General features: G+C 40.4%; 20 protein-coding genes, 7 tRNA genes and 2 pseudogenes. 6 read left to right on the forward strand and 23 right to left on the reverse strand.

Annotated elements, in window-relative coordinates; all coding sequences use genetic code 11:
• Positions 1-13 precede the first annotated feature (13 nt).
• The gene (locus tag EV579_RS17645; protein WP_133744959.1) at positions 14-1162 is read right to left on the reverse strand and encodes a type II asparaginase; all 1149 of its coding nucleotides are present in this window, start codon (positions 1160-1162) and stop codon (positions 14-16) included.
• A gap of 277 nt (positions 1163-1439) precedes the next feature.
• Between EV579_RS17645 and EV579_RS17650 the strand changes: the two genes are divergently transcribed.
• A complete protein-coding gene (locus tag EV579_RS17650; protein ID WP_133744960.1) occupies positions 1440-1808 on the forward strand; it encodes a hypothetical protein in 369 nt (122 codons plus the stop codon).
• Positions 1809-2046: 238 nt separating this feature from the next.
• On the opposite strand, the gene EV579_RS17655 is transcribed toward EV579_RS17650, so the two are convergent.
• From EV579_RS17655 to EV579_RS17675, 5 genes and pseudogenes are all read right to left on the reverse strand, one after another.
• Positions 2047-2808 carry an SDR family NAD(P)-dependent oxidoreductase gene (locus EV579_RS17655; protein WP_133744961.1) on the reverse strand — a complete coding sequence of 254 codons (762 nt, stop codon included), beginning with the start codon at positions 2806-2808 and terminating at the stop codon, positions 2047-2049.
• A gap of 170 nt (positions 2809-2978) precedes the next feature.
• Positions 2979-3107 (reverse strand): annotated as a pseudogene (locus tag EV579_RS19205) (MmcQ/YjbR family DNA-binding protein); the annotation flags it as partial.
• Positions 3108-3209: 102 nt separating this feature from the next.
• Positions 3210-4103 carry an alpha/beta hydrolase gene (locus tag EV579_RS17665; protein ID WP_024425408.1) on the reverse strand — a complete coding sequence of 298 codons (894 nt, stop codon included), beginning with the start codon at positions 4101-4103 and terminating at the stop codon, positions 3210-3212.
• 193 nt (positions 4104-4296) lie between these two features.
• Positions 4297-5736, reverse strand: a complete 1440-nt coding sequence (locus EV579_RS17670) for a DHA2 family efflux MFS transporter permease subunit (protein ID WP_133744962.1) — start codon at positions 5734-5736, stop codon at positions 4297-4299.
• A 79-nt stretch (positions 5737-5815) separates the two neighbouring features.
• The gene (locus EV579_RS17675) at positions 5816-6391 is read right to left on the reverse strand and encodes a TetR/AcrR family transcriptional regulator (RefSeq protein ID WP_206698596.1); all 576 of its coding nucleotides are present in this window, start codon (positions 6389-6391) and stop codon (positions 5816-5818) included.
• 194 nt (positions 6392-6585) lie between these two features.
• Here EV579_RS17675 and EV579_RS17680 point away from each other — a divergent pair, with 194 nt between their 5' ends.
• Both EV579_RS17680 and bglS read left to right on the forward strand, forming a co-directional pair.
• Positions 6586-7305 (forward strand): alpha/beta fold hydrolase, encoded by a 720-nt coding sequence (locus EV579_RS17680; protein WP_241257998.1) that lies wholly within the window; start codon positions 6586-6588, stop codon positions 7303-7305.
• Positions 7306-7556: 251 nt separating this feature from the next.
• A complete protein-coding gene (gene bglS / locus EV579_RS17685; RefSeq protein ID WP_122631439.1) occupies positions 7557-8288 on the forward strand; it encodes a beta-glucanase in 732 nt (243 codons plus the stop codon).
• A gap of 43 nt (positions 8289-8331) precedes the next feature.
• On the opposite strand, the gene EV579_RS17690 is transcribed toward bglS, so the two are convergent.
• Positions 8332-8733 (reverse strand): MerR family transcriptional regulator, encoded by a 402-nt coding sequence (locus EV579_RS17690; RefSeq protein WP_133744963.1) that lies wholly within the window; start codon positions 8731-8733, stop codon positions 8332-8334.
• 195 nt (positions 8734-8928) lie between these two features.
• Here EV579_RS17690 and EV579_RS17695 point away from each other — a divergent pair, with 195 nt between their 5' ends.
• Positions 8929-9978, forward strand: coding sequence for an NAD(P)-dependent alcohol dehydrogenase (locus EV579_RS17695; protein ID WP_133744964.1), 1050 nt, complete (start codon positions 8929-8931; stop codon positions 9976-9978).
• A gap of 123 nt (positions 9979-10101) precedes the next feature.
• On the opposite strand, the gene EV579_RS17700 is transcribed toward EV579_RS17695, so the two are convergent.
• The 5 genes and pseudogenes from EV579_RS17700 to EV579_RS17720 form a co-directional block, all read right to left on the reverse strand.
• Complete coding sequence (locus EV579_RS17700; protein ID WP_122631441.1) at positions 10102-10485, reverse strand: hypothetical protein; 384 nt, start codon at positions 10483-10485, stop codon at positions 10102-10104.
• Positions 10486-10519: 34 nt separating this feature from the next.
• Positions 10520-12124 (reverse strand): Ig-like domain-containing protein, encoded by a 1605-nt coding sequence (locus EV579_RS17705; RefSeq protein ID WP_133744965.1) that lies wholly within the window; start codon positions 12122-12124, stop codon positions 10520-10522.
• Between the two features lie 343 nt (positions 12125-12467).
• A complete protein-coding gene (gene cspC, locus EV579_RS17710) occupies positions 12468-12671 on the reverse strand; it encodes a cold shock protein CspC (RefSeq protein WP_008346765.1) in 204 nt (67 codons plus the stop codon).
• 212 nt (positions 12672-12883) lie between these two features.
• Positions 12884-13396, reverse strand: a complete 513-nt coding sequence (locus EV579_RS17715; protein WP_133744966.1) for a GrpB family protein — start codon at positions 13394-13396, stop codon at positions 12884-12886.
• Positions 13397-13569: 173 nt separating this feature from the next.
• Positions 13570-14362: pseudogene (locus EV579_RS17720) on the reverse strand (alpha/beta fold hydrolase).
• 386 nt (positions 14363-14748) lie between these two features.
• Between EV579_RS17720 and EV579_RS17725 the strand changes: the two are divergent.
• Both EV579_RS17725 and EV579_RS17730 read left to right on the forward strand, forming a co-directional pair.
• Positions 14749-15645: a DUF2935 domain-containing protein gene (locus EV579_RS17725; protein ID WP_044335098.1), complete on the forward strand. Its 897-nt coding sequence runs from the start codon at positions 14749-14751 to the stop codon at positions 15643-15645.
• A gap of 143 nt (positions 15646-15788) precedes the next feature.
• The gene (locus EV579_RS17730) at positions 15789-16424 is read left to right on the forward strand and encodes a hypothetical protein (protein ID WP_044335096.1); all 636 of its coding nucleotides are present in this window, start codon (positions 15789-15791) and stop codon (positions 16422-16424) included.
• Positions 16425-16917: 493 nt separating this feature from the next.
• Here the strand turns inward: EV579_RS17730 and EV579_RS17735 are convergent.
• The 11 genes from EV579_RS17735 to EV579_RS17785 all read right to left on the reverse strand — a co-directional run bounded on the left by EV579_RS17735 (position 16918) and on the right by EV579_RS17785 (position 23347).
• Positions 16918-17001: transfer RNA gene (locus tag EV579_RS17735), tRNA-Leu, on the reverse strand.
• Between the two features lie 48 nt (positions 17002-17049).
• Positions 17050-17132: transfer RNA gene (locus EV579_RS17740), tRNA-Leu, on the reverse strand.
• 7 nt (positions 17133-17139) lie between these two features.
• Positions 17140-17215, reverse strand: a tRNA-Lys gene (locus EV579_RS17745).
• A gap of 31 nt (positions 17216-17246) precedes the next feature.
• Positions 17247-17321 (reverse strand) — tRNA-Gln (locus tag EV579_RS17750).
• Positions 17322-17341: 20 nt separating this feature from the next.
• Positions 17342-17413 (reverse strand) — tRNA-Glu (locus EV579_RS17755).
• Positions 17414-17422: 9 nt separating this feature from the next.
• Positions 17423-17513: transfer RNA gene (locus EV579_RS17760), tRNA-Ser, on the reverse strand.
• A gap of 4 nt (positions 17514-17517) precedes the next feature.
• Positions 17518-17592, reverse strand: a tRNA-Asn gene (locus EV579_RS17765).
• A 222-nt stretch (positions 17593-17814) separates the two neighbouring features.
• Entirely contained in the window at positions 17815-19662 is a 1848-nt protein-coding gene (locus EV579_RS17770; RefSeq protein WP_133744967.1) for a sigma-54-dependent Fis family transcriptional regulator, read from the reverse strand.
• Positions 19663-19765: 103 nt separating this feature from the next.
• Positions 19766-21145 (reverse strand): dihydrolipoyl dehydrogenase, encoded by a 1380-nt coding sequence (gene lpdA / locus EV579_RS17775; protein ID WP_133744968.1) that lies wholly within the window; start codon positions 21143-21145, stop codon positions 19766-19768.
• Positions 21146-21161: 16 nt separating this feature from the next.
• Positions 21162-22292 (reverse strand): dihydrolipoamide acetyltransferase family protein, encoded by a 1131-nt coding sequence (locus tag EV579_RS17780; RefSeq protein ID WP_133744969.1) that lies wholly within the window; start codon positions 22290-22292, stop codon positions 21162-21164.
• 17 nt (positions 22293-22309) lie between these two features.
• Positions 22310-23347: an alpha-ketoacid dehydrogenase subunit beta gene (locus tag EV579_RS17785; protein WP_008346887.1), complete on the reverse strand. Its 1038-nt coding sequence runs from the start codon at positions 23345-23347 to the stop codon at positions 22310-22312.
• Between the last annotated feature and the right edge of the window lie 7 nt (positions 23348-23354).

Below are 23354 nucleotides of genomic sequence, written 5' to 3' on the forward strand. Positions count from 1 at the left end.
GTCTTTTTCTTCATTAATATTGTTCATAATACCTCTGCACTTTAACTGGATCTTTTGTCTTCGTCAGTGCCAGCATGAGCAGAATACGTGCTTTTTGCGGGTTTAAAGAATCAGACGACACAAAGTGATGTTCATCGTCCGTTTTTTCGTGGGTGACAATTCCATTACCCGTTCGGCTTGATCTCACGAGAACCACACCTTTTTTCACTGCATCTGCTGCTCCTTTGATGGCTTCTGTTGACATCGTTCCATTTCCTGCTGCGGCTACAACAATTCCTTTCGCACCTGCTTTTACTGCTGCATCATACATATATTTTTGATCATTTTGATAGCCGTATAAAATATCGACTTGCGGTAATTCTTTTATCTTTGATACATCAAATTCACTTTCAGTCGTATGTTTTCTTGTCGGTTCGTTATAAAAGGACACCACTTCACCAGTAACTTCTCCGATGTATCCTTGCTCAAGTGACTTGAAGGCATCGGTTGTGGTCGTGTTTGTTTTCGTAACAAATCGAGCTGATGCAATTCGGTCATTTAATGTGACCATGACCCCTTTGCCCTTTGCTTCTTTGGTGGATGCAATTTTCACCGCATGATACAAGTTAAGCGGACCATCCGCACTGATAGCAGATGCTGGTCTCATTGAGCCAACGACAACAACAGGCTTATCACTTTTGACAACCAGGTGTAAAAAGTAAGCTGTTTCTTCAAGTGTATCTGTTCCATGCGTGATGACAATGCCATCTACTTGATCATCTTTTAATAGTTCATTCACTCGCTTGGCTAATTTTAAAAGAAGAGCGTTATCAACATTTTCACTGCCGACATTCACAACCTGCTCACCCGTGACATTTGCAATATCCTTCAGCTGTGGAACGGAAGCAATGACTTTATCAATGCCGAGTGAACCAGATTTATAGCCCGTCGTATCTGTATCACTGTTTGAACTGCCAGCAATCGTCCCGCCCGTGGCTAATACCTTAATATTTGATAAGGACTTATTCCCTGTTTCAACCGCCTTGTTTTTCTCTTTTGTTTCATTGGATACGTTTTCTTTTTCGCTTTGAGTATTCTCTTGAGTGCCTGTGTTCGCACAGGCTGCTGTCACCAATAATAAAACAGAAAGAAGGACAGCACCTAACCATTTTGTCATGTTCATTGGATCATCTCTTTTCCTCATTTGATGGATTTCATGGCTAAATCTCTTTCTATAGGCTTTACTTTATACCATACCTTCATTCATCGACATGAGGCCAAAGATATAGAACCAAATAAAGGTAAAAAGGGCGTTATATTAATGATTTATTCAATTCTTATTACCTAAATTTGCTGTAATTAAGTTGAGTATTGAAGGTGCCGTATTTTAAAAATAACCGACGCTTGATAATGAATTTATGATAAAATATAGTAAATTTTACAAAAAAGGAGTATACATTTTGCATTCGCTTCAAGCCTTTTACAAAATCCTAATCACACTATTCATCAGCTCTATTTTACTCGGCTTGTTTGTCTGCTTATTTCCACCTATTCAAGCTGAGCCTGCGTTTCTGATATTTTATATTCCTATCTTTTTTGTTTTTTATTTCGTCTTTGCGGTTCCTTTGCAGTTATTGTTTTCTTTTCAGCCAAAGGCTTTCCATCCTCTTTATTTAGCTACTTATTTACTGATTGCAATGGTTGTCATGCTCTTTTTCATTGATGGAATTGGGAGTAAGGCGTCTTTACCCATCATCATCATGAGCAGTCTTATCTACTGGACTTGTGATTCTTTGTTTTATCAAAGAATGTATGAAAAAAACACCTAATGCGAAGGTGTTTTTTCATTAGTTTCTTTAAAGCATGTCTATCTTTTTCTCATCAAATAGTCGGAATCCATTTTGAGCGATCTTCCTAGGACATACAAAATCCTGTTCTGTATAGTAATGAAGGGCAATTTTGTGATGCTTCATCGCCTTCACTTGTTACATTCCTCATATGCTTGACCACACAGTCAATCACACCATAAAAAAATCACTGAGGATATCTACCTCAGTGATGGAATCTTTATTTCATAACTGTACCAGCGTGTGAAAAGATCGGATCTTTTAATTCAAATTCGAATGTCTTTCCGTCCACAATACCGACTGTTTTTTCACTGTCATAAAGCTCAAGCATACAAGCTGCCATTTCTTTTGATGTATGATATTTCTTGAAATTGCCTTCATATTCAAATTCGTCTACATCCAATGAACGCTTTGCAAATTCTGATTCTGTCGCGGATGGCGCTAATACTTTTGCCTGTAATTTGGCTCCTTTTCCTTTCAACTCTAGGGCCAGCCCTTCTGTAAAGGCGCTCACGTAAAACTTCGTTGCTGAATAGGTGACGGCATTGCCAACGACTGTATAGCCGGCTCGTGAAGAAATGTTAATGAGCTGCGCTCCCTCTACTTGCTCATAATCACGAACAAATAAGGTGGATAGAATCGTTAATGCTTCGATATTCAGATGAAGCATATCCCCAATTTTACTTAAATCTTGTTCTCCTATAGAGCCAAAGTGACCAAACCCTGCATTATTAATGAAGGTATCCAGCTCATAATCTGACAATGACTCATAAAATGAATACACTTGCTCTATGTTTGTTAAATCGACTGACTGTATGACTACTTTGATATCGGGATATTGATCATGAATCTTCTTCTTCAATTCTTGGAGTTTATCAAGCCGGCGTGCAGCTAATATAAGATTTTTCCCTCGTGCTGCAAAGGCGAGAGCCGCCTCATATCCAATACCTGAGCTTGCTCCTGTAATGACTGTATAGCTCATTTTATATCCCCCTATTCGCGTCTTCTAACTGGTTAAATTATAACGACAGCGTTTCGCTCAAGTCAATTTTGAAGAGAGTCAAATGATGGCATTATGTCTAACTTACATACAACTCCGCAGTCACTTCCTTTTGAATCATTTTGGAGGATGTCATGTTGAAATTTTTTTGTTCATTTTTGAAAAACCAATTGGTAGGAATGTTCAATTAACTCCACTACAAATGAGGATGGAATGTCTGCATCAAGGTAAATGGAATTTCAATGAGTCTTATTCATATAGTAGCCAGGGATAATTCCTTGAGGAAAGATATCTGACCCTTTTTACATTCACTTTTCTTTTTCAGAAACAGTAATAAAAGCACAGGCCCATTGTCTCCTGTGCTTTTGAATCACTCTGCTTTTTTATTCAAACGCCTTCTTTAATTGATCTCCCATCAGATGCCAAGCTTCTTCAGCTATGGCTAAATCTCCGGCGTGCGTGAAGCCGTGAGGGACACCTTTAAATTGTTTGTACGTGACGTCTACCCCAGCTTCTTTTAACTTGGCAGCATATTGCTCGGCTTCTTCAGCCAGCGAATCCCTCTCTGCTGTGATGACGAGAGCTGGAGGCATTTGTGCTAAGGATGAACGATCTGCAAAAACCGGAGAAACGAGCGGATTGTGCGGATCTTGGCCTTGCAGATAGAAGGAATTAAAGAGTCTCGCCAATTCAACTGGGATCGCTTCTTCAAACGCTGGTTTTTGTGCTGGATCAGTGGCAAGATCAAGCGGCGGATAATCAAGCACTTGATAGGCAATTGGGAGTGTATTTCCTTTTTGAATATTCAATAGACAAGCAGCCGTTGCCAAATTTCCTCCTGCGCTATGTCCACCAATGGCTAATGCATTCCGATCGATTTGAAGCTCATCAGGATGTTCATACAGCCACTTCAGTACATCGTAGCATTCATGAAGAGCGGCTGGGAAAGGGTGCTCGGGTGCAAGCTGATACTCGACATTGACAACGATACATTGCGCCCGGTCTGCAATGACTGGACACCATGGATTATCCATTTCAGCACTGCCCATGATAAATCCGCCGCCATGTAAATTCACAAAAACAGGAAGCAGCTGTTTGGATGCGTTCACTGGCTTAAATACCCACACCTTTGTTTCGCCAGCACTTGTTGGAATATCATATTCCATTTTGTTCACTTCAGGAGGATGTACTGGCTTTAGTTCCGATTGACTCGCTAATGAATCTTCAGATGGCTGGCGTAATGAAGCAGCGATTTTGATTTGTTCTTCTAAGTTCATGATCTCAGACTCCTATCTTATTCATTTCTTAGTTACTCATTCGTTTCCTTTTCCTCTTTTCCTCCTACTGAATCAGCAGCAATTTTCATTTGTTCACTTTTTACCTATCTCCCCTTTTTCTCTCTCTTTGAAACAAGCATTGAGCAAATAAAAAAGCACTGCGGCGCTATGTCCACAGTGCTTTTCATTTCTCTTATGATACTTGCTGTTCTACCTTCACTCGTTTAATGAAGAAGGCAATAATCAAACCGATGATCGTCATGATCACTGCAAAAATAAATGCATGCTGGACGCCATTTGTAAAGGCGAGCAGCTGATTCATCGGATTTGCGGGATCAGACACATTTTCCATAAAGCTGCGGGCTCCTGATGAAAGGATCGAGATACCGATCGCAGTACCAATGGCTCCTGCCACCTGCTGCAATGTATTCATAATCGCTGTACCATGCGGATATAGCTCTGGCGGCAGCTGATTCAATCCGTTTGTTTGAGCAGGCATCATGATCATCGCGATTCCGATCATTAATGTAATATGAAGGGTTACAATGAATCCAATCGACGTATTCACACTTAGATTTGTAAAGCCAAACATCGTCGCTGCGACAATAACAAGACCTGGAATGACAAGCCACTTTGGACCAAATTTATCAAATAGACCACCCATGATTGGAGATAGCAGTCCGTTGATAATTCCACCTGGCAATAGCATTAAACCTGCTGTAAATGTAGAAAGCGCCAAGGACGTTTGCAGATACAATGGCAAGATCATCATAGCAGACAGCATCACCATCATACACACTAAAATCAGAAGTAACCCAATGACAAACATCGGATATTTAAACGGGCTTAAGTTCAGCATTGGTTCTTTCATGTTCAACTGTCTTAAGGAGAACACGAGAATCCCTATGACACCAACTACAATTGCAACGATGACATGCATACTGCTCCAGCCGCCGCCTTCTCCGGCACTGCTAAAACCATACACAATTCCGCCGAAACCAATGGTTGAAAGCACAATTGATAAGATATCGATTTTCGGTCTTGTTGGTTCTGTAATATTTTGCATAAAGATATAACCAAATACGAGTGCAGCCATTAATAAAGGAAGTGAAATCCAGAAAATCCAATGCCACGTCAACGATTTCAGAATAAGACCAGAGACGGTTGGGCCGACAGCTGGTGCAAACATGATCACAAGACCAATAATCCCCATCGATCTGCCTCGTTTATGAGGTGGAATGATGACCAAAATCGTATTAAACATCAATGGCAGAAGCAATGCTGTACCGACTGCCTGCACGACACGTGCTACCATTAAAATACTAAAGACCGGCGCAACCGCCGCAATAAATGTTCCGATGATTGAAAAGACGAGCGATGTAATGAAAAGCTGTCTTGTCGTAAACCATTGAAGAATGAGTCCTGAAATCGGTACGAGAATACCAAGTGTTAATAAATATCCTGTTGTCAACCACTGAGCAGTCGTCGCTTCAATTCCAAAGTCTAACGTTAAACTTCTCAGCGCCATGTTTAATGCCGTTTCACTGAACAGGCCAATAAATCCAGCTGTGATAAAAGAAATAATAATGGGCAGCGTTCGAATTTCAGAAGCTGCTGCTTTCTGTTTGTTCATATTAAGTTGGCTCCTTTTCTTTTTCAATTTAGATGAACCTTAGGAAGTCAGGGTGGTCAGAAATGAGCCACTTTCATGTCTATTGAAAGACGGATAAAATCTGTTTTTCTGCAGCAAATTGAGCAATTTTTTCGATTGAATAGCCAGATTCATGTATATAAAACATGAGCTCAGGCGTCATTGGAGAGGACATACATAACGTTGTCAGTTCTATATCCTGTATGTTCGCTTCTCCCTTTTCTCTCGCTTCTTCAAGCAAATCACGAATGATTTGTCTAAGTGATTGACTGTAATGACTCTCATACACTTTACTTGTCTGCTCTAAATTCCCAGAGATTGTGAGCATTCGAATCCAGTCTAAATGGTGACCGACGATCAGATGAATTTCTTCGAGAACGTAGCGCAAACGTTCACGGACCGGCTGATCACTTATTTTGCTCAAGTAAAGATGCAAAGCTGGGATCAGCTGTTCAAATCTCTCCCCAAGGATAGAAAGGCACAAATCACTTTTATTGGCGTAGCGGCGGTATAAAGTGCCCTGCCCAACACCAGCTGTTTTCGCAATTTTATGCATGCTGACATTTTCTACACCAAATTCTTGAAACAAGGAGAATGCGATCTCTTCAATTTCCTCCCCAATATCCTTTTCCACCATGCTCACCTTCTTTACCTTCATCCACATGACACTTATCTCTATGTGTTAAATCAAATTTCTTTGCTTCTCTTTAGGACAATTGTAACGGTATTATCTTACGGACAACTGTCCGCTTTGTCAATCATTCTTTTTTAATCGATATCATTTGACTGTATTTCTAAGTGTAACTATAATAGTTACATCAAACAATAGAGGTGATCTCATTGAATACATTCCTATTCGTTCATGGTGCATTTCAAGGTGGCTGGTGCTGGGACCAAATAACACCTGCTCTTCAACAAAAAGGTCATAAAGTAGTTGCTATTGATTTACCTGGCAGCGGCGAAGATGTTACGCCTCCACAGGACGTATCACTAAAAAGCTATGTAAAAAAAGTTGTTTCAACAATTGAAAAAATAGACCAGCCTGTCATTTTAGTAGGACACAGTATGAGCGGAATGGTCATATCACAAGCAGCAGAGGAAATACCAGAGAAGATCAAAAAACTTGTATACGTCTGCGCCTTTGTCCCAGAGAATGGACAAGCCGTCAGTGATATTGCATCAGGTGGTCCTAAAGCAACGTTGAACGAAAAGGATCAGACCCTTACATTAATAGAAGAATTCATTGCAGAGGATATGCTCAACGAAAGTTCGGAGGAAGATCTGCGATTGTTCAAAAGGAATATACGCCCACAGCCTGTTCAGCCTTTTGAAGATAAGGTCTCTCTAACAAATATACGCTTTGGACATGTGCCTAGCGTATATATTGAAACAACAAAAGACCGCTCCATTCCGATTGACTTGCAAAGACAGATGTATGCCACTAGATCTTTTGAGCGTATTTATACCCTTGATGCTGATCATTTCCCGTTCTATTCTAGGAAAAAAGAACTTGTAGGCTGTTTATTAGATATTGCAGCTACAGAAAAATAGTAAACAGCATACAAAAAGGTTTTTTCGGTAGCTGATCAAAAAAGAAAACACATATATAAAGGATTAAAAACCCAACCATCACTACTGGTGTTTTTGATCCTTTTCTATTGATACCTCATTTCCCAAGAATAAGGGAAGATTCTAGCAACCTCTCCTGCTTAATATCAGAAATTAGACCGATTTTCCATTATAACAGAATCATGTATGATCTATTAAGAAAGCGCTTCCAAAAAGGAGAGGAGAATGCTTATATGTCTTATCATGTAAAACGAATGTTGATGCTGGTTGTCACTGGATTAGTCTTGAGTTTGTCCACATTTACAGCGGGTGCCTCGGCACAAACGGGTGGATCGTTTTATGAACCTTTTAATAACTATAATACGGGGTTATGGCAAAAAGCCGATGGATACTCGAATGGAAACATGTTTAACTGTACGTGGCGTGCAAATAACGTGTCGATGACCTCATCAGGTGAAATGCGTTTATCGCTCACAAGTCCTGCCTATAACAAGTTTGACTGCGGAGAAAACCGCTCCGTTCAAACGTACGGCTATGGGCTATATGAAGTCAACATGAAGCCAGCCAAAAATGTAGGGATCGTCTCTTCTTTCTTCACTTATACGGGACCGACTGATGGCACGCCTTGGGATGAGATTGACATTGAATTTCTAGGAAAAGACACGACAAAGGTACAGTTTAACTACTATACCAATGGTGTAGGAAATCATGAAAAGATCGTCAACCTTGGTTTCGATGCAGCGAACTCTTATCACACGTATGCATTTGACTGGCAGCCAAACTCTATCAAATGGTATGTCGATGGACAATTAAAACATACCGCCACCACTCAAATTCCTCAAACACCAGGGAAAATTATGATGAACCTGTGGAATGGTGCAGGTGTCGATGAATGGCTCGGCTCCTACAACGGTGTTACCCCGCTCCATGCACATTATAACTGGGTGCGTTACACAAAAAGATAACTCTATCAAAAAAACCTGTGACTTGTCACAGGTTTTTCTTCGTTTAATTAGCATGAGTTTTCAGCTGATGAGCGAGTTTTTTCTCATGATTGTGGATAATATCTTCATAACTTTCTATTTTGAAATCCAATCGTTTAATGGTCTCTTCGATTTCCTTTTGTTTTTGGACGAGTTTTTCTCGTTCATTGACCAAAATGTTTTTTCGCGAAGATAACGTATGATCATTATCCTCAAAAAATAAGGCTGTATATTCTCTAAGCGCATCAATTGAGAGCCCTGCATTTCTCATACACTTGATAAATTCAATCCATTGAAGATCATCCTCTGTATAATCACGAATCCCATGATCGTCACGTTTGATTTCCCTAATCAAACCAATATTTTCGTAATATCTAAGTGTCGCAGTGGATAAATCGAGCTGTTTGGCTGCTTGTGCTATTTTCATTGTGCCCTCCTTCTTTCTCTTACCTTCCGATCTCCCTTTCCTCATCATCTCCATTTTAAAAAAGAAAGCAAGATGCTTTTGGCTCAATTCTTTTATTAAAAGCCTAAAGAGGGTTTTCTATTGACTTAGAGTTCACTTTAAGACGTACAGTATAGAGGAAAGAATCGTATCTTATTTTTGAAAGGATGATCAAGAATGTGTCAGACGCACCAATCAAACGTTTTAAGTGTATCACACGCCAAAGCAAACTTTGAACGGACGACCATTGAACGAAGAGCGCTTCGTCCACATGATATTTTAATTGATATTCAATTTAGCGGGATCTGTCATTCAGATATCCACAGCGCTTTTGATGAATGGGGCGGCGGCATTTTCCCGATGGTTCCAGGTCATGAGATTACTGGGGTCGTTGCAGCTGTAGGGGATGATGTGACAAAGTTTCAGATCGGAGACCGTGTAGGCGTTGGCTGCTTTGTGGATTCCTGCGGCACCTGTGAATATTGTCAAAATGGAGACGAGCAGTATTGCACAAAAGGGGTTGTTCAAACGTATAACAGCCGTGACTATGACGGGGAGCCGACTTATGGCGGCTACAGTGAAAAAATTGTCGTGACTGAACGATTTGTCGTCAGCATTCCTGATCAACTGCCTCTTGATGCCGCAAGCCCTCTTCTCTGTGCTGGCATTACAACTTATTCTCCATTAAAGCACTGGAAGGCAGGCCCTGGCAAAAAGGTTGCTATCGTCGGAATGGGCGGGCTCGGCCATGTTGCTATTCAATTCGCGAGTGCACTGGGCGCTGAGGTGACTGTATTGAGCCGCTCTTTGAATAAAAAAGAAGAGGCCCTGTCATTTGGCGCAAAAGACTATTTTGCTACAAGTGATCCTGATACGTTTCAGACACTAGCCGGACAGTATGACCTTATTCTCAATACGGTCTCTGCCAACATTAATGTGGATGCCTATTTGTCCTTACTCCGTGTAGATGGAACCTTGGTGAACGTCGGTGCACCGCCTAAGCCGGATCAATTCCACGTCTTTTCATTAATTTCCGGCCGCCGCAGCATTGCTGGTTCACTCGTTGGCGGCATCCAAGAAACACAAGAAATGCTCGATTTCGCAGCTGCTCACAACATCGCACCACAAATTGAAGTCATCAATGCGAATCAAGTTGATGAAGCGTATGAACGAGTGCTGAAAAGTGATGTTCGTTACCGGTTTGTGATTGATATTTCGACGTTGTGATTGATATTCTTTGAAATGGCAGTATTTTATTACTTTATGACTGACCGAAGGGAATTCTATGATTTTTGATCAAACGTAAAAAAGCCACTTCTCTATTGAGTTGTGGCTTTTTTATGGATCGCGCTAAATGCTAACTTCTTTTTCTTTATGATGACCTCGCATAAATGTAACGACCATACTGGACAAGCTAACCAAAAAACCTAAAATTGAAATCAAAATAATCATTCCCCCGTTTGGAATAAAAAAGCCTATAGGGATTAAGACAAGGAATGAGAACACAATAAAACATTGATAGATTCCAGATATCACCCTAACCACAATATGATCAAAAAACGACATCACCAAAGGAGGAATAAATAAGAAAACCACCATCCCTACTGACAGCATAAATGGTAATGGGTCATCTAACGAAATCGTGTTCCTACCCGGTGAATCCTTTGCGGCGATAAACAATACTGCAATCGCCATGAGGAGCGTTGAAAAAATGAATAAGAATCGTTTTAGCATTTCAATATCTCCTTAAGTTGTCTTACATAGTCCACTAATAAACCTTTACCACTTTAGATTTGCTCTTATTTCCGGCAGCATCCTTTAAATAAACGGTTATCAATGCATTTCTCTTCTGTTTTTTTATTTTCACTTTAAATTGTCCATTTTTATTTAATTTTGCAGTTCCTAACTTCTTGTTTTTATGATAAACGTACACTGTAGCATATTTTTCACCTTTACCTGTTATAACCGTTGTATTTTTTGTGATTTTATTAACACTTGGTATAGCGGGAGGCGTTCTATCTAACACTTTTATTGTTTTACTGCCACTTCTCGCTCCATTAGAATCTACTAAATACACAGTGATTAAAGTTCCAGCTTTTTGTTTAGGAATTTTGATTGAATATTTTCCTTTTTTTGCATTTGTAGAGCCTAATTTTTTCTGACCAATATATGCGAAAACTTTGGCATTCGTTTCCGCATTACCTACGATATTTGTTGATTGATCAGTTACTGTGTTTATGCTTGGTGTTTTATCTGGATAAGATGCTTTTAAACGATATGTTTGACTGGATACACCATCCCAACGTCTAGGCTCAACAACAATATAGTATTTGCCCTTTTTTAGATTTAAATCAATAACTGGACTTGTCCCAAAGATATCAGGTAAATATTCCCTAGTAATTTCATTACCGTTCTTGTCGTATAAAGCGATAGAGGCTCCTTCTGTTATTTTATCTAGATTAATCTTTACTTTTCCATCTTTCACTGTTGAAAATTGATATACGTCTCTATCCAAATCCGATTCGTGCTTTGATTTGTAATATTGATTTGAGATGAGCGGACTTGCTGTTTCAAACGTGTCGTTTGGTTCGTAAGTATTTAAATCTCTTTTAAAAGAACCTGGATACGTCACTTTAAGTCGGTACTTAGCATTTGATATTCCTTCCCAATTAGAGGTGTATGGTTTTATTTTGACATAATAGGTTCCTTTTTTTATATTTTCGTGAATGACAATATTCTCTCCAGCATTCCACGTATAGTCAGATACAATTTCATTTCTGTTCTCATTATAAACAGTGACTTCTAATTCAGATGTTTCCTGATCTAAAGTGAGATATAACTCACCATCTTTATTTGAAGAAAACTGATAAACATCCTTATCAATCTCACTATCAATCGTTGATTTATAATAGGTACCATTAGATACCTTCATGCTTGTCTCAAATGTGTCGTTTGGTTCGAAGGTTGTTAAATTACGCTTAAAAGCACCTGGATATGTCGCCTTTAGTTGATATGTACCTTTAGTTACGCCTTCCCATTCACTGGGCATAACTTCAATATAATAATTCCCTTTTTTCAATTTATTATCGATAACCAGAGCTTCACCAGGAAATGAAGATTCATTAGAATCTATCTTATTCCCTTTCGAATCATATAGAGTAATACTAAAAGAGGCAGATGCCTTATCTAGCCTGATGTATACTTCTCCATCAGCATTCGTTGTAAAATTGTATCGGTTCATTGAACTTTTGGATTTCAATTCTCCATTTATGGAGACTCCAGATGACATGTTCACCTCTTCTGCACTTGCGAATAAAACAAAAGAAAAACTGAAGATAAATATAAAAACAAAAGATCCCAAAATACGTTTCAATATATTCACCACATTTCCAATTTTTATAGAAAGAACATAATGATTTTACCATATTCCACTCCGGAAAAATATTCATTTAATTGATTAATAAGTAAATTATGACTTCATTTCAATCTTTCTTAATAACAGAATGACTGAACAGTCCGCTTTATAAAGAAAATAAAAGAAATTAATTTATGGAAATTCCGCATATTGTCAATCCAGTATGTTATACTTAACTAACCTTTGAAGCATGAAATTTTTATGAATACCTTGTACCATCTCCCTACTTGTACGCTGAGTAGGGTTTTTTCATACAAAAAAACAGGCTCTCCGTAGAGAACCTGTTTTAAAAGAATGAAGATTAAGCAATTTTTTGAACGTTAGCAGCTTGAGCTCCACGAGAACCTTGCTCTACGTCAAATGATACTTTTTGACCTTCGTCTAAAGATTTGAATCCGTCGCCTTGGATAGCTGAGAAATGTACGAATACATCGTCGCCTTCTTCACGTTCGATAAATCCAAAACCTTTTTCTGCGTTAAACCATTTTACTGTACCTTGTTCCATGATTGTTGCCTCCTCGTGCGTTTACCACACAATGTATTATACTATCCTTGCCCAAAGTACCCTCAAGACGAAAAGTCAATCTTCATACTATCCTTTACGCCGAACAAAAATAATTACTTTTCATTATAGCATGAATCGGTAATAATTGCAATTTCTTGATTAAAAAGAAGAAACTCTTCTTTGCAGCGATTTTTCTTATGCATAAAAAGCATCTAAAGAGAATCTTTATCTAAAATCGACTTAACAAATTCTGTTTTTCCCTCTGCATATTTGTGTTTGTCATTTTTATTTACATTTGCTAGGTTAAGTTTAAGCTGTTGGTACTCACTTCTTGCTAGTTCGTTACTTCTCAGGTAATCCCTAAAATTTATTTGTTCAAGTAGATATCTATTGCCCGTTTGATACATATAGATTTGATGTGTACGTGGTTCTCCTTTACTGAAATAGTGTCTTTCAGGTAACACATTGATCCCTCTATAAGAATAACCCAGCCCTTGCAAAGCTGTTACGCACTGTTCTCCGTCAAGAAAATGATTGATTTCGATCGCAATATCAATAATGGGTTTCGCACTCAAACCATTTATTGCTGTACTTCCAATATGGTGGACATTCACTATGTACTGACCGATAACTTCTATTATTCGTTTCTTTTCACTTTCAAATTCTTTGACCCATTCAATAGACCAAGGTACTAAAAAAACTTCCCCTCTTGGTAATCCAAGCATTTAATCACCCCACTTTTTGTTGTTTATATGGAAATTTGCATTATACGTCACATTGGTAGAGAATTCGGCGGATTTAACAATATAACCTTTTAAACGGTATTAGTATGAGTGGACTTCTCAAACAAAAAATCCACTCCCTTAAGATGAGTGGACATTCATTTAGATAAAACTTGCTAAACATTTTCCGACTCAAGTCTATTTAACCAATTATCGACTAATGAGTTAAATACATCGGGTTGTTCAATTTGTAGGTTGTGACCAGCCATATCAAGCACCGCAAAAGTGGCTCTTGGATAATCTTCGATGAGCCGCCATGCATCGTGGTATCCAACTACATTGTCCTGGCGCCCTGTGAATGAGCGTTGGATACTTAAGTTCAGATGAAATATCGAAGGTAAAACCATAACCATTTTGATGAATGTTGTTGATGAAATCATGATTTGTTTGTTTAGAAGGAAGTAAAATTTCATCTCGAAACCTCTCCCATTCCGTTTTTCCTTGCACAACTATCATAGAGCAAAATTCATCTGCCTCCTCTGAAGACAATTGCGATATAAAGCTGCTGTCACTTTTTAAAACAGTCGCCTCTGGTACTACTCTTTCATCGAATACTGGTATAGTCATTGGCGCCACGAGCAGTAATCCACGAACAGTTTCCTGACGTGAACGAACGATACCTCTGGCTATGTACCCTCCATATGAATAACCACAAACAATAAACTGTTCATCAGGGATAATCTCGTCCAAAAGACGCAATATCGCTTCTAGCATATCATCAGAGTTTTGGATAGACGGATGTGGCTTTGAACGTCCCATACCTGGTAAATCTATGTAAATTCTCTTCCAACCGCTTCGTTTTTCGAATACCGGTTCCAATGCATGTAGCATTACTTGATGGTCAAGAGTCCAACCATGCAATATCACGATTGGATACCCTTCTCCAATGACTTTATGATAAATTGACATGTATTTATTTCCCCTTTCCTACTCTTCAATATTTTATCAAAATTTTAGAAAAATTCTTTTTTCACTGAACTTGTTATCACAGTAAACTGTCATATATCACTGTTCAAACTAATTAGAAAGCACAAAAAAACCAAAGGTCTACAACCCTTGGTATCATTGATGCAGCCGAGAGGACTTGAACCTCCACGGGTTATTCACCCACTAGGCCCTCAACTTTGTGCACCGATACCAATCTTCCTTTCATTGAACTCTCTAAATTCCGTTTTCACCTTTTCTTTCCCATTCACATAAACCCGAATTTAAAAGTCTTTATTTTCCACCACCCCACATACTTAGATTCAATGCCTCATATATTTCTAGAAAAGTATAAGTTATAGGGGGATGACATGAACAATCAATTTCTAGATCAGGAGTATCAATCGAATAATCCTATGTTGGAACCACCAGAAAGATTAGCAGCACCATCTGAATCCTTAACAGAACAAACATTTATTGAACGTTCATTAATTGAAAATAAGTTCTGGCTGCGAATTATGAAAGAACATGCTTTATTTCTTGGTGAAGGTTTTAATCGTAAAGATAAACAGTTTATCCAACAAACAGACCGTTTTCATTATTATTTTGAACAACAAGAACAACGAGCCTATAAAACGCCTAACAATGTTCAAGCTGTACGTAAACTGAATGAAGATAGTATTGATCTAGCATATGGTTTTCGAAATTTCAAAAGAAATTTACTTATATTGATTATTAACTGCAAGGTTTCAGGGTTTAACTTTCCATTGCTGGTTGATCATATTGCTCGTGAAGCAGAATATTTCGTGCGAACACTTCAAAAATTTAACAAAGGCATACTTGACCCTATTCAAGACGCCATTATTAGTGAAAATGTTTTCTGGCTGAGAATTATGATGGAACATTCCAGATTTATTGCCTCACTATTAGACCAATCCGAACGTAAACTTGTTCATAAAGCCAGTGAATTTGGAGATAATTTCGAGGTTTTGCTTAATCAGGCTAGAGATGTTGAATCCATGTTGTTTAGAAAAAAACCAACATACCCTATTATTGCTAAACTCAATGATGATAGCGAGGACGCTACGACAGAGCTTAGAAACTTCAAAAAAGCAGGATTAGAGATGATTAAATCATGTCAAATTAAAAATGTGATCAATCCTCTACTAGCAGATCATGTTTTGCGTGAAGCAAATCACTTTCTATATATGACAGATGTATTAGAAAAGCGTTTAAAAGAAAAACAATCTATGGAATCTTCTTATTAAGCCTTTCATTTCAATGAAGGCATTTTTTTATTGATCCGTCTTCCCCGACTGCATGATCAATAAATTAGGCGAATACCCTTATCAAAAAATGATCTAGGTGCATAACCTACTCCTAAAAGACATTTAATAAAAGGAGTTTAGATATGTATTATTATTTTGATCCGTATTATCCCTATAATTTTAGACAACAACCTGATTTGAGTCAGGCAAATCAAAAAATGCGTAGCCTTCTATCTACCATTCAACATATCCCTGTACACTCATCCTCTTTCCAAAGCTCGATGGCTACCGTAGTGAAACATCTGCAAGTTGTCAGCAAAGCACTTGCTCTTGGATGCGGTATGAGTTCAGAATTCAGATTCCTTCCAGATACTTGGGGATTACGTGAGCTTCATATTGTACACGCGAAATACCTTACTCCATTGAGTTATCACGTTTATTCTGCCTTAGGTGCAGCTGAGCTTCTTGCCACAGGACAAGGTCGAGCTCCTCATTTTGCTCTTATGATTGGCTGTATGAATTCAATACTTCGCCTATGGTCAAACTTTCCTGCAGCGATAGCTGACCTTCGAAGAGCAGCCGGTCAACAATATGCATCTTCAGTAGACGAGGCAGAAAGACTACTAAGTCCAATGGTTCCATCTACACAACAGGCATTATCCATCAGTCAATCTACAGTTAGTCCGGTTATTTGGCAGGCTACCTTACAAGCTACACATTTAGCTCGGGAAGTACGGCAGATTGTTTCACAATCAGTGAGCCAGGGATCTTCATATTAATCAGTCGATACGATATGAAATTTCCATGAAATCAACCTTTGCCAATTAAAATGCTTGTATGTAGTCTTTAAAAATAAAAGCTGATCTTAAAAAGGTATCCTTGTGCTGCGGTACCTTTTTTATTTCGAGTCCTCATGAAGTTGCCACTACATTTTTATACCACACTGTAAAAAAAACCGACTGATCTAAACAGGAGCATCCCTCCTACCAGAAACAAAACAAAAAAGAACAGATTATCTGACTGAGGAAGCTTAGTGAAATTGGCGCTTCAATGGGGGATACGTGCATCTATTCGGACAGCAATAGATACGGTACTTATTACCAAACAAACAAAAACCTATGGCTGAGAAATTAGATGACATTATCTAAAAAATATCAAATACAACCAAAATAAGCCCACTTATATAAAGTAGGCTGGAACATTTTAGGCATTCATCTGAAACCCTATAAAAAAATAAAAAAACCAAAGGTCTACAACCTTTGGTTTTTTAGATGCGGCCGAGAGGACTTGAACCTCCACGGGTTATTCACCCACTAGGCCCTCAACCTAGCGCGTCTGCCATTCCGCCACGACCGCGTGTATGATGTGCTCATATATTCATAAGTGCACTGTTTGGAAAAACAATGCGGGTGAAGGGACTTGAACCCCCACGTCATAAAGACACTAGATCCTAAGTCTAGCGCGTCTGCCAATTCCGCCACACCCGCGTGACAATGGTGAGCCATGAAGGACTCGAACCTTCGACCCTCTGATTAAAAGTCAGATGCTCTACCAACTGAGCTAATGGCTCATCTGCTATGCAGAAAAACATATATAAAAAATGGCTGGGCTAGCTGGATTCGAACCAACGCATGACGGAGTCAAAGTCCGTTGCCTTACCGCTTGGCTATAGCCCAACGAATCAAAAAACAAAACATGACCCGTACGGGATTCGAACCCGTGTTACCGCCGTGAAAGGGCGGTGTCTTAACCGCTTGACCAACGGGCCATACAATAATGGCGGAGAAGGAGGGATTTGAACCCTCGCGCCGCTCGCGCGACCTACACCCTTAGCAGGGGCGCCTCTTCAGCCACTTGAGTACTTCTCCATTATGGCTCCGCAGGTAGGACTCGAACCTACGACCGATCGGTTAACAGCCGATAGCTCTACCACTGAGCTACTGCGGAATAATAAGACATGTTTCATTATATCTATGCCAGAAAAATGTGTCAAGAATTTTTAAGTGTTTCATTCCTGTCTCATTAGCGACGGCTTTTATAATTTAACATATACTAATATAACAGTCAAGCCTTTCTTCCTTCCTTTTTGTTTTCTGTTAGACATGACAGAAAGACCCCGACCTCTAACTGAAAGACCAAGGCCTCCTTGCTGCTGCGCTCCCTATGAGTTCATGACAGCTTATACTTCCGCATCCACTTATAAAAGGTGCTTCTTGGCACACCTGCTGACCTCGCTGCTTCTGACACATGACCTTTTGTTTTGCGCAGTGCTTCTATCACTGTTTGCTTTTGAATGCGTTCCCTAAACGTGAGCTCTTTTGGAATCTCGGTACATTCTACTGGAGGCAGCTTCTGCTTTTTCTGATCCATCGCCTCTAATACCGCCGCATATTGCGATTCACCAATCCATCCTCCTTTAGGAAACAGTACCCTTATATGTTCAAACAGATTAAAAAGCTCTCGTATGTTTCCAGGCCAGTGGTACGCTTCCAGCTTACGAAAAAATGATTCAGGAAATGCTGCATTCCATTGGTGTTTCTTTTGGTAGTAACGATATAAATCAACAATGTCTTCTTTTCTTTCTCTAAGCGGCGGGATGTTGATTGGATAGACATGAAGACGGTAATACAAATCTTCACGTATTTTTCCTTCTTTCAGCAGTTCGTTCATATTCCGGTGTGTCGCTGTAATGATTCTAATATCCAAAGGGATTTCGTGTGTCCCGCCGAGCGGTACGACTTTCCTTTCTTCAATGACCCTAAGAAGCGCCACTTGCATCGCATAAGGGATTTCGCCAATTTCGTCTAAAAAGAGCGTTCCTTTATGCGCCTGTTCAAATTTCCCCTTTGCTCCATGACGTTTTGCCCCTGTAAAAGCTCCTTCAGCATAACCAAATAGCTCGCTTTCTAACAGGCTTTCGGGTATGGCTCCACAATTCACGGCAATAAACGGTCCTTTATGTCTTTCACTAGCTAAGTGAATCGCTCGAGCAGCCAGTTCTTTCCCTGTACCTGTTTCTCCCCAAATATAGACATTTGCATCTGTTTGTGCCGCTCGTTTCAATTCGCTGAGCGTCTGCTGAAATGCCGTACTTGTTCCAGATTCCCCGGGAAATTGAGCAAAAGAAACGGTTATATTACTCTTCGCTGCTTCTTCAAGAGAAAAAGACATCCCAAGCAGCTTTCCGTCTTGTTCTGACTGAATAATCTGCTTGTCCCGTGTAACAAATGTATCGTCCATGAGCAGCTCAACATCCATTCCGTACCAGTCTGAAAATCGGTCTCTAATCGGTTTGCTTGCCAAAACAATCTGCTTTTTCTCATTACAGACAACATACGGCTCGTCCGCTTCTACCTGCTGGAGACAATGACTGATCAGCTCCATCTCTTTTCTTTTTTGCTGGACCTGAATTTCTCTCTCTATGGCATATGCAACTGTTGAAGCCATTCCAAGCATAAAAGGATGATTTTGATCCGCCATACAGGAGATATCAATGACTCCTATGATCGTGCCGTCTGCATCACGAATAGGGGCCGCTGAACAACTCCAATGGTGGGAAGCGACTGAAAAATGCTCAGTTCCGTTGATCGCTACGGCTTCCCCAATGACCAGTGCCGTTCCAATAGCGTTCGTTCCCACATCGGCTTCGGTCCAGCGCGCGCCCTCCATAAAATTTATTTTTTTCGCTTCTACCAGCGTCCTTTGACTTCCTGTCAGACTTAGCACATAACCATCTGCATCGATAAGTAATGCCATCATCTCCGATTCTTTTAATTGCAGACTGATTTTATTTAAGTAAGGAAGAGCAGCATTTAGAAAGAGTGAGTACTTCTTTTTTTGAATACTGAATAATTCCTTTTCTAACAACGACTGTCCTTTATCTAAATACGGGTTCACATTTGCCTGTTTACATCTGTGCCATGACTCCATCACTCTCTTATCCAGACGAGACCTATCAAGCAAACCTTCACGAACAAAACGTTTCCAAGTATTTAAATAGCAAGGCGTCGGATTCATTCCATCCTCTCCTCTGGGTGCTTTTTATCCATTATAGATAATTATAAAAGCGCTTTCAATAATTGGCTGACCCAGGAAGTCATTTGGATAGAAAGTTTATCTATCAGCAGTGCACCGCTCGCCCATTTGTTTGCAGCAAGGCTTCGTGTATCGCCTCAGAGAGTGTCGGATGTGCCGCAATAAACTGCTCTAATGTATCAGCTGTCAACTCTGTATGCATCATCACCGCCGCTTGTCCAATCAGTTCTGTTGCATTCGGCCCGATGATGGATACACCTAAAATTTCTTGATATTGCGGTTCGACAATGACCTTTACTTGACCAGCTGGCTGATTTAAAATTAATGCTTTTCCATTTGCAGAAAATGCGAATTTCCCTATTCGAATCTCCCCATATTGTTTTCTAGCATTCTCTTCATTTAAACCGACACTAGCGATTTCTGGAGACGTGTAGATGCACCTTGGAATCACTTGTTCATTGACCTTTACATCTTCACCTGATGCATGTGATGCCGCAATCGTTCCTTCATGAAAAGCAGCATGAGCAAGCTGAACGCCGCCTGTCACATCACCGCACGCATAGATATGCGGGAGATTGGTTTGCATATGCTCATTCACGCAGATGCCGTTCCTGTCAAATTCAATGCCGATCTGCTCAAGATTCAGCTCTCCCAGCCTCGGCTTTCTGCCAATGGCGACTAAACAATGATCAGACTGGATGTCACAGCGCTCCCCATGATCCTTCTCAATGACCACCTTTTTTGAAATTGCATCAAGCTGTTTGACTACGGTTGATGTCAAAATCTCCACACCTGCTTTTTGAAGCTGATCGTGAAGACATTTAGCCGTATCGTGATCTTCTTCAGGTAAAATGTGTGCTGCCTGTTCCACCATGACAACCTTTGATCCCATTCGGCTAAAGATGCTTGCAAACTCACAGCCGATCACCCCTCCACCAATGATACAAAGCGAATCTGGTATTGAAGGGAGCGTCATCGCATCCTTACTATCAATGATCCACTCTCTGTCAAATGGGGCGAAAGGTAAAGCAGCAGGTTCTGATCCTGAAGCAATAATGATTTGTTTTGCCTGAATGATTTCAGATTTCCCTTCACTTTCTATCAATAGCTCATGTGCTGAAAGAAATGATGCCTTCCCATTTAACACGCTGATTTTGTTTTTATTCATCAAATAACGAACACCATCAGTCAGCTGCTTGACGACTGACCGCTTCCGCTTTTGAACGGCATCCCAATGAATGACAGGCTCCTTCTCTGGAAGCTCAATTCCAAAGTGTCCAGCTGATTTCACATGCTCGTACATATCAGCACTTTGCAAAAGTGCTTTCGTTGGAATACAGCCTTCATTCAGGCAGGTACCTCCTAACAGGCCTTGGTCGATTAGTACAACCTCTCTGTCAAAACGGGCGGCTGTTATTGCCGCCACATATCCTGCTGGCCCGCCTCCTATAATGACAAGCGTCATTCATTTCACCTTCTTCCTATAAAAGAATGGTTACTGGATTTTCTAAATACGCTTTAACAGTTGATAAAAATTGTGATGCCGGCGCCCCGTCCAGCACGCGATGGTCAAATGTCAGACTGAGTGGCAGGATCGTCCCTTTACATAATTCATTCCCATGATATACAGGCATGTGATCCGCTTTGCCAACGCCAAGAATACCTGCTTCCGGCGGATTCAAAATCGGTGTAAAATGTTCCACACCATAGGCGCCTAGATTAGTGATTGTAAAGGTAGAGCCTTCAATTTCATCGTGGAGAAGTCTGCCTTCACGTGCTTTTTTGCCATACGATTTGATGCTCTTCGCCAGCTCAATAAGTGAAAGTTTTTCCGCGTGCCGAATAACAGGCACTGCCAGACCGTGATCTAAAGCAGCAGCGATTCCAAGATGAACATACTCAAAAGTTTCGACTCTATCATTCTGATATTGACTGTTCATTGCAGGATGCTCTAGCAGGGAAAGAACTACTGCTTTGGCTACAAAATCGGTCAGGGTTAATTTCATATCGTGTCGTGCTGCGGCTGTTTCGTTCAACTCAGACTGTAATGCTGTCAGCTTTGTCACATCCGCTTTCATCGTTATTGTTAATTGTGCGCTTGTTTGCAGGCTTTCCATCATTCGCGAAGCAATGGTTTTCCGCATCATGCTGACTGGCTGATGCTTTGGTTCATTTTGTTGGTTTTCTTTTTCATCAGGAAGTGCCCGAAGCACATCCGCTTTCGTGATTCTCCCATCTGGTCCTGTTCCCACTAAAGTATGAATGTCCAGATTAGCGCTTTGAGCAATCTTACGTGCCACAGGGGAGATTTTCTTTCTCTCTTTCTTTTGTTTTGGCGGCAGGTCTTTTTCTTTCTTTTCCTCGACCTGTTCATTTCCTTCACCGATATAGCAGATGACCGTGCCAGGCGGTACACCTTCTCCCTCAGGCACTTTTATATCCAATATGGTTCCTTCTGCAGGTGATTCGATCTCCATTTCAATTTTTTCAGAGTTGATGCTTGCAATGCTTTCCCCTTTATTTACGGTTTCTCCGACCTCTTTATTCCAGACAGATACCGTTCCTTCTTTCATTGACATGCCCAATTTCGGCATCACAACCTCGACAGCCATCTCCCTCTCTCCTTTCTTTAGTTCAAGATCTTGTCATGACTCTTTCCAACCATCTCTAATACGGTGTTCACAACCTTATCAGGTGTCGGCAAATAGATATCTTCAAGCGGTGGTGAAAACGGAACCGGTGTATGAGGAGCCGTCACTTTTTTGATTGGAGCGTCAAGTAAATCGAATCCTTTATCCGCCACCAGAGAAGAAATATCTGCGGCAATTCCGCACCTTGGGTTTGCTTCATCTACAATGACAAGCCGATTTGTTTTTTCTACTGAAGTTAGAATGGCCTCTTCATCGAGCGGTGACAAGCTTCTTGGATCAATCACCTCTGCTTCAATTCCTTGGGCAGCTAATTGCTCTGCCGCTTCGAGTGCGGTATGAACTTGTTTGCCTACTGCAAAAATGGTCACATCTGAGCCTTCTCTTTTCACATCTGCTTTGCCAAGCGGCAGCGTGTAGTATCGCTCTGGAACATCTCCTGTGATATTGTAAAGCGTTTTGTCTTCAAAAAAGATGACAGGGTCCTGATCCTCGATGGCTGCCAGCAGCAATCCTTTGGCATCGTATGGTGAGGAAGGCACCACTACTTTCAATCCTGGGATGCTTGTAAATAGCGCATACAAGCTTTGCGAATGCTGAGCAGCTGCTCTAAAACCCGCCCCATGTGTCGTTCTGATCGTGATCGGTACCTCTGCTTTTCCGCCAAACATATATCGGAATTTTGCTCCTTGATTCAGCACTTGATCCAGACAGGTGCCGATAAAATCATTAAACATGAGTTCTGCAATTGGTCTTAGCCCTGTGGAAGCTGCTGCCATGGCCGCACCTACATAGCCAGCTTCACTAATCGGTGTGTCAAGAACTCGCTCACGTCCAAACTCCTGAACGATTCCTTTCGTTACACCAAGCACACCGCCCCATGCTTCATCATCCTGTAAGTGATCGACATGAGCACCTCCAGCAACATCTTCCCCCATTAAAATGACATCCTCGTCTCTTCTCATGGCAAGTTTAATCGCTTCATTTAATGCACTAGACATGCTGATTTCTCTTGTCATTTTCCTC

Source organism: Bacillus sp. BK450 (genome assembly GCF_004364885.1).
GTDB classification, from domain to species: domain Bacteria; phylum Bacillota; class Bacilli; order Bacillales; family Bacillaceae; genus Bacillus; species Bacillus safensis.

What these genes read in the sequence shown, in the direction of transcription:
- EV579_RS17670 (WP_133744962.1), bottom strand. Translation starts at nt 5,736, where the DNA reads ATGAACAAACAGAAAGCAGCAGCTTCTGAAATTCGAACGCTGCCCATT.
- EV579_RS17655 (WP_133744961.1), bottom strand. Translation starts at nt 2,808, where the DNA reads ATGAGCTATACAGTCATTACAGGAGCAAGCTCAGGTATTGGATATGAG.
- EV579_RS17645 (WP_133744959.1), bottom strand. Translation starts at nt 1,162, where the DNA reads ATGAACATGACAAAATGGTTAGGTGCTGTCCTTCTTTCTGTTTTATTA.
- EV579_RS17700 (WP_122631441.1), bottom strand. Translation starts at nt 10,485, where the DNA reads ATGCTAAAACGATTCTTATTCATTTTTTCAACGCTCCTCATGGCGATT.
- cspC (WP_008346765.1), bottom strand. Translation starts at nt 12,671, where the DNA reads ATGGAACAAGGTACAGTAAAATGGTTTAACGCAGAAAAAGGTTTTGGA.
- EV579_RS17730 (WP_044335096.1), top strand. Translation starts at nt 15,789, where the DNA reads ATGTATTATTATTTTGATCCGTATTATCCCTATAATTTTAGACAACAA.
- EV579_RS17725 (WP_044335098.1), top strand. Translation starts at nt 14,749, where the DNA reads ATGAACAATCAATTTCTAGATCAGGAGTATCAATCGAATAATCCTATG.
- bglS (WP_122631439.1), top strand. Translation starts at nt 7,557, where the DNA reads ATGTCTTATCATGTAAAACGAATGTTGATGCTGGTTGTCACTGGATTA.
- EV579_RS17695 (WP_133744964.1), top strand. Translation starts at nt 8,929, where the DNA reads ATGTGTCAGACGCACCAATCAAACGTTTTAAGTGTATCACACGCCAAA.
- EV579_RS17675 (WP_206698596.1), bottom strand. Translation starts at nt 6,391, where the DNA reads ATGGTGGAAAAGGATATTGGGGAGGAAATTGAAGAGATCGCATTCTCC.
- EV579_RS17715 (WP_133744966.1), bottom strand. Translation starts at nt 13,396, where the DNA reads ATGCTTGGATTACCAAGAGGGGAAGTTTTTTTAGTACCTTGGTCTATT.
- EV579_RS17780 (WP_133744969.1), bottom strand. Translation starts at nt 22,292, where the DNA reads ATGGCTGTCGAGGTTGTGATGCCGAAATTGGGCATGTCAATGAAAGAA.
- EV579_RS17665 (WP_024425408.1), bottom strand. Translation starts at nt 4,103, where the DNA reads ATGAACTTAGAAGAACAAATCAAAATCGCTGCTTCATTACGCCAGCCA.
- EV579_RS17785 (WP_008346887.1), bottom strand. Translation starts at nt 23,347, where the DNA reads ATGACAAGAGAAATCAGCATGTCTAGTGCATTAAATGAAGCGATTAAA.
- lpdA (WP_133744968.1), bottom strand. Translation starts at nt 21,145, where the DNA reads ATGACGCTTGTCATTATAGGAGGCGGGCCAGCAGGATATGTGGCGGCA.
- EV579_RS17770 (WP_133744967.1), bottom strand. Translation starts at nt 19,662, where the DNA reads ATGAATCCGACGCCTTGCTATTTAAATACTTGGAAACGTTTTGTTCGT.
- EV579_RS17690 (WP_133744963.1), bottom strand. Translation starts at nt 8,733, where the DNA reads ATGAAAATAGCACAAGCAGCCAAACAGCTCGATTTATCCACTGCGACA.